The sequence below is a fragment of the Candidatus Acetothermia bacterium genome (genome assembly GCA_024653305.1).
Classification (GTDB): Bacteria; Bipolaricaulota; Bipolaricaulia; order Bipolaricaulales; family Bipolaricaulaceae; genus JACIWI01.
In genome coordinates, this window is record JANLFW010000032.1 from 1 (window position 1) to 5,932 (window position 5,932).

The 5,932-nt window shown below is 56.7% G+C and carries 3 protein-coding genes; all 3 read right to left on the reverse strand.

The genetic code is table 11. The annotated features are described in order from the left end of the window. Positions 1 to 151 (reverse strand): transposase (locus NUV94_07855; GenBank protein MCR4392651.1); only part of this gene is annotated, 151 nt, incomplete at its 3' end. 287 nt (positions 152 to 438) lie between these two features. Beyond that, entirely contained in the window at positions 439 to 5,292 is a 4,854-nt protein-coding gene (locus NUV94_07860; GenBank protein MCR4392652.1) for an Ig-like domain-containing protein, read from the reverse strand. Between the two features lie 31 nt (positions 5,293 to 5,323). Beyond that, positions 5,324 to 5,932: hypothetical protein (locus NUV94_07865; protein MCR4392653.1), on the reverse strand; the 609-nt coding region annotated here is incomplete at its 5' end.

Here is a 5,932-nt window from a genome sequence, read left to right on the forward strand (position 1 = left end):
CCCCCATTCCCCGAAACCGCTTCCGCCAGTTGTAGAACGTCGGCTCCGACACCCCATGCGCCCGGCACACGTCACCGATCGTCTTCTCCTCTCGATCGGCCTCGGCCAGGATCGCCACAATCTGCTCCTCGGTGAACCGGCTGGTCTTCACCCTCTCCTCCTTTCTCCTTCCACCTCCCGATTCTCTACTTTCAGCCGGTACGATTCCAGGGTTGCACGCCCCACCGCCCAGGATCGTCTCCATCCGCTAGGAGTCAAGCTTTACCCGCACTCAGGCCCCGCACGGGCCGTTGTACATGCGCCTGTAGCCTGCCCCGCGCTTTCCTTCATCCATTCCACCTCACAGCGATCCGTGTGAGCACCCACTGTCGAACGCCTGCAACCAACGCTCGGGTCTACGTACCCAAGCCGTGCTAGGGGCCCTGGTGCACAACATGTTCAACCCAGAGCAAGCCCGAGGTGATCTTGCACCGACCAGCCTATGCGCCCATCGTCCCAACGGATCTTCCACCACGTGTATCTCTGCCCGTCTTCCGCCAAAACGCAGCTCACCGGACCTTCCAAGACTACGCCAGTGGCACCATCGGGTTTGTTATCAATTCGGTTCCCACACGGAGCGTCACGCACTCGTAGTCCTTTTACGCCGGTGCCGTAAACATACACTGGGTCGCCCACTTTGAACTTGACCACAGTAAGAAGCCCCGGTGGGCTGGGCCGCTGAACCAGAAGCGTGCCCCCTACCGCATCCTTCCAGAGATTGAACTGATACGACCACTCACCTGTCTGCTCTTCTTTGAAACCCGTTGTCCATTCAACGGTTTCCTCCTGGTTTGGATCAAGGGTGACATGTTTCGCTGAGAAGGTAACTGGGCTAGCCGAAGGTGATGTCCCGGGTCTCCACACATTCAAGCTTACAGGGAAGGTATGACGCACGGTGCCCGTGTTCTTCACTCTGCAGGAAAATGCTACCGATCTCCAGGCAAAGGCAGGACTTGGGCTCACACCCTCGCTCACAATTTGGCCAGCTTGGACAACCGAATCAAGCGTGCGGAATGAGAGGATCGCACCTTCTCCCCAGCCCGCGCTGTTCCTGGCCCGCGCTCGGAAGTAGTAAGTCTTGCCAGGCTGCAAACCGGTGAGCCGGAAGCTGAAGCTGTTCCCGGATACGGTGACCTGGTTCGTCGAACCATCTGAGCACGCGGAAGTGGTGCCCCAGTCAAACCTCCTTTCAACGATGCTGGCTCCACCGTCATTGATGATCGCCCCGTGGAGGATGGCGGATGTCTCTGTCGGGTCTGTAGCCACCCTTGTTTCTACAGAGGGAAGGCGGATGACGTCTTCCTCCAGGAAGACCGCCTTGTACGTTGCCTTCCCAGGTGGGATAGTTACGGTCCCGGTCCAATCCCTATACCCGGTCTTGGTCACCCTCAGAGCGTGATCTCCTGCCATTAGGTTGTCGATCCGCAAGTAACCCGATGGTGGAGTCACTCCTCTATATTGACCGTCAACATATACGGCTGCTTCTTTAAGGACAGATCCAAGCCGTAAGTCCGCCGCCTCGACAAACAGTGTCCCGGTCTGCTGCGGTGGGCTTACGGCTTGGAATTGTTTCGAGAGCTCGTTGTTATCTCCGCTTTTTTCCAAGACCTTGTTATCTGGATCGACCACAGCCTTGATTGTGTGCGGATTGGTGTCAGAGGGCCACTTCACAGCCTGCCATTCGGACGTATGAACGCCGCCCGCCACCACCCCGTTGATACTCGCATGTCCGTAGTACGTGGCGTCAAAATGGAGGGCGAGGAGGAAGGGGGATGTGACATCGGCCTGACCTTGGTTCCGAATTCTTACACCAAGGGTGGTGTAGTCTGAAGCAACCGGAGGGCTCGGTACAGTCCAGATATCTTCAACAATCAAGTCCGGGAGTCGCGTATAGACCGTAAGCACCTCGGCCGGGGAAGGTTTGCGCTCGAGGAGACTCCCGCCCACAGAGTCCCTCCACAGCCCGAACTGGTAGTTCCAATCCCCAGTTTGATCGGAAGCGAACGTGTACGTAGCGAGCTGTACAACCTGTTGCTGGCCAGGATCCAGAGTGATCTGCTTGGATGTGTCAATGATGGCTGCGTCGATCGATGACCCCACCTTCCACACGCTCAGGCCGACCATAAACGTGTGGCGAGCCCCACTCGTGTTCCTCACCGTACAGCTGAAGCCCACTTGTTGGCCAACTTGGGCTGGGCTGGGAGGATTCACGCTAGTGCTTGTTATCTCGCCGGTGACACTCCCTTGCGTAAGGAAAGACCAGGAGTACGCGGCACTTGGGTTCCCGGCCAAGTCCTTCACCGCGCCCGCCTCGATCCTCACCGTGTAGCCTGAGTCGTAGGCCAGCAGGGACGAAAGGCGGATGGTTAGGGTCCGTCCACTTACGGAAACTTCCCTGATGGAAACGGTGTTCCCGCCCTTGTCTACAACGGTAACACCACCCGTACCGCGCTGGATCTCCTCGCTGAAGGTGGCGGTTATTACGTCGGTGACGGGTGCGCCGAGGTCGCCACCTACCGGGTTGGTACTGACAACGGCGGGTGGAGTCGTATCAACCGGGGGAGTTGAGGTTGCGAAGTTCAGGGTGAAGATGATCGTCCCCCCAGCGGCGAGGTTCTGGGTGGAGGATGGGGAAACGTTGGTGAAGGTAGCCCCACTAGGGCCCCCGGAATGAAACTCGAAAGTCCAAATTCCCGGCGGAAGGTCCCTGAACACCGCTGGAGCCATTAAGGCTCCCCCCAGATCCCAATTCTGGGGGCCAATGAGCCGGAAATAGCTTATCACACCTTCCCAGGTTCTTCCATCGAGCGTGGCACTGACCTGGATGGTGCCGGTTGCAGGAGGTGTGGCCGACACATACACCGCCATCATCGTGTAGTCAGCGTCCATCGTCACTGTGGTGGTGGTAGGAGGTTGAGTTGTTACCCAATCAACCCCGTTCCGCTGCCACTTCTGGAAGTTGTTGCCCCCGGCTGTTGCAGGTGCGGTAAGAGTTACCACGGTGTTGTTGATATAGGTTCGACTAAACGGTGTTGTGCCATTACCCTGGCCGCTAGTATCGTTCGGGCTTACGGTGATGGACACCCCGCTATTGGGGTTCAAAGATGCAACGGTCAGGGTGACTGCGGAGGTCGGCGGGAGTGAAGTTTGGAAGTACAGGGTAGTAGTGGACACTTCACTCCACTCAGTGCCTGTGGCGGCCTGCATGTTCCATCGATACTTCTTCCCGTGCTCTAGCCACCCGCTTGGCAACGTGAACGAGGTCCCGGTCAGGTTCTCGTTCCGGTAGATGACGTTCGCTGGGCCATAGGGCTCGACGCTGACCGCCAGGGCGTACCGCTCGGCGTTCGCCACCCCTTCCCACCGGAAGACTGGGGTCAGAGTGTTGATCGTGGGGCCGGGGGCGCTGCTCGAGCCCGGCTCCAGCAGTTTGGGCGGGTTCGGTTTCTGCACCGGCGGCTGCCCGGCAGGGGTCGTAACACAAACCTCCGCGCTTCGTTGAGACTCATTATCCGCAGCGTCATAGGCGGAGACAGCGTAGCAGTAGCGGGTAGAAGGGGTGAGGCCAGTATCGCTATAGTACGTCTGGGTTACGTTCGCACGCTCTGATCCATCTCGGTAGATCTTGTATCCTTTCACGCCTACATTGTCGGTTGAGGGTGCCCAGGCGAGATCAACCTGACTTGAGGAGATTGGGGTTGCCTTAAAGTCGGCGGGAGCGGTAGGCGGTGTTGTATCGCGAGTGGAGACAACGACGTCATATTCGTATCCGAGTAGGAAAACGCTATATGTAGAAAGACAGGTAGCAATGTCAGCTACAAGGGGGATTAACTTCGCAGGCGTCACAACAATAGAGATGCCCAGCTTAATGGCTTCTTTTACAATTGCAGTGGCTATTTCTTTAGCAGCTTCAAGGGGGTTGACGTTAAAGCTGAAATCCAGTATGGGGACCATATGCTCCCATAGCGTCTTTGCCAATCTCCCACCTGGTACTAGATGGAATATCCACTGGAGCACCTGAACATTTAGTGCCTTATATGCATCGAACACTACGGTCGCGCTAGATCTCGGGATGTTAAGAAACTCCATTGTCAATTGTGCTCGATCATGAGAAGCTGTGGGCGGCAGATACCAATCACGTATTGGGTCATAAATCCATGGAGGGAGAAGATCGTTTAGATCAGGCTCATCAGGAGGTGTCCAAGTTTTTGTGATCAGGTTACTTTCTTTAGAAGTCCAAACTTTAAACCACACACCGCCAAACCAATTGCTCGGAGAACGCGCCTTCAGTGTTACCACAGCTTTCTCCCTTTCAACTTCAGCTTCGTGGGTGACTTCGGGATAGATGGGCCCGCAATAAAGGCTGTCGCTAATAGCCAAAGCGAAGCGATGCCATATCTCTCCCACCGAAGTCTTGGAACCAATTGAGTAAGCGGAGGAGGAAGCAATCGGTACCGAGATTGAGATACGCTGTCTATCGGGGCGAATTGTTCCGCCCAAATTCCCTTCCGACAAAGGTACAACCCAGCCCTGGTCGGTCCATTCAATAATTAGCACGGTGTAAGGATCTGTTCCTGCTGGGATTTCAAACATCATCGTTACGTTCGAAATCCCTTGAGTTCGATAAGTCGACGAAAGCCTCTGCCCATGCGAACTGCTTTCTTTTGAAGTCAAGGAGATGGCATATCCTGCCCTGATAGTTGTATATTCATCTGGAGGCTGTGAAGGAGTTGGATCATACCGTACCGACAACAACATAGGGCCTTCATTAACTTCTAGAGGCGGAACAGAGATTTTCAAGCCGGTTCGGGTGTCGAATTCAGTCCCAGCCTGTGCATCAAATTCGTGTTCGACCACCGTTTCGGATGGTTCGTAGACGATGATGGTAATTTCTGCGGTGCCTTCGGCCCCTTTGTCATCAATTGTGGTGAGGCGAACAGTGTATTCACCCCGGGAACCGAACCCATGTACGACCGTTGTACCTTCAGCGGTATACCCCCCCCCAAAGTCCCATTGATAGCTGACAATTCCATCGCCATCGGGGTTATAGGACTCTGAAGCGTCGAAAATCACTTCTAGTGGGGCTTTGCCAGAAGTTGGATTTGCCTGAATAATTGCAACAGGGGGCTTGTTTGGGTTAAGCCATTCCTGTATCCACACGCAGCCGCCGAGCATGGCCGCAACGGCGAGAAAGAGCACACTGCACCCGACCGCTTTGATTCTGACCCGCCTCTCAGGTTTCCTTAGCATCATCTTCACCTCCCCCCTTCTCGTCTGTATCCGTCTAGCTCCCTCTACACTGTCCTCCCAAGCGGCCCGCGATCTCGCGGGCCACCGCCCGGGCGATGTCCTGGGGGCTCACCCCGAACCGGAAACCGAAGATCTCGACGCCGGTCACGTTGACGGTGATCGCGTAAGCAGTGAACTCGGCGGTGGCGAGGTCGAGCACCTGTACGTCCACCGTCACCCAAGACGCGATTGCCCGGAAGAAGAGATCCAAGATAGGGATGTTGATCGCCGGGGTTCTGATCTCCCTCCAATCGGTGATCACCCCGGTCACCGTGTAGTCCGCGGTCAACGCCCGCGCCGTCTTGCACCCCCGCTCGGAGAGCGAGGTCTCTGCGGTCGTGGCGAAGAGCTGCCCAAGATCCACCCCGTGCACGCGGACAGGACTCCTGTTCTCGAAGGGGAGGGCACCGAACGTGGGGGCTGGAGGAGTGCAGCTTGTGAAGCACCGGGTAGAGAACGGGTACTTCTGGGCGATGGACCGGGCCAGCGCGCAGGCGATCTTGTCCCCGGCTCGTTCGAGGGACTTCTTTCCGGCGAGCTCGGCGGAGAAGTCAATTCCACCGGTATGAAGGGCATCGGCGGCGAGGATCCGCCCGGTGCGGAC

What these genes read in the sequence shown, in the direction of transcription:
- NUV94_07860 (MCR4392652.1), bottom strand. Translation starts at nt 5,292, where the DNA reads ATGATGCTAAGGAAACCTGAGAGGCGGGTCAGAATCAAAGCGGTCGGG.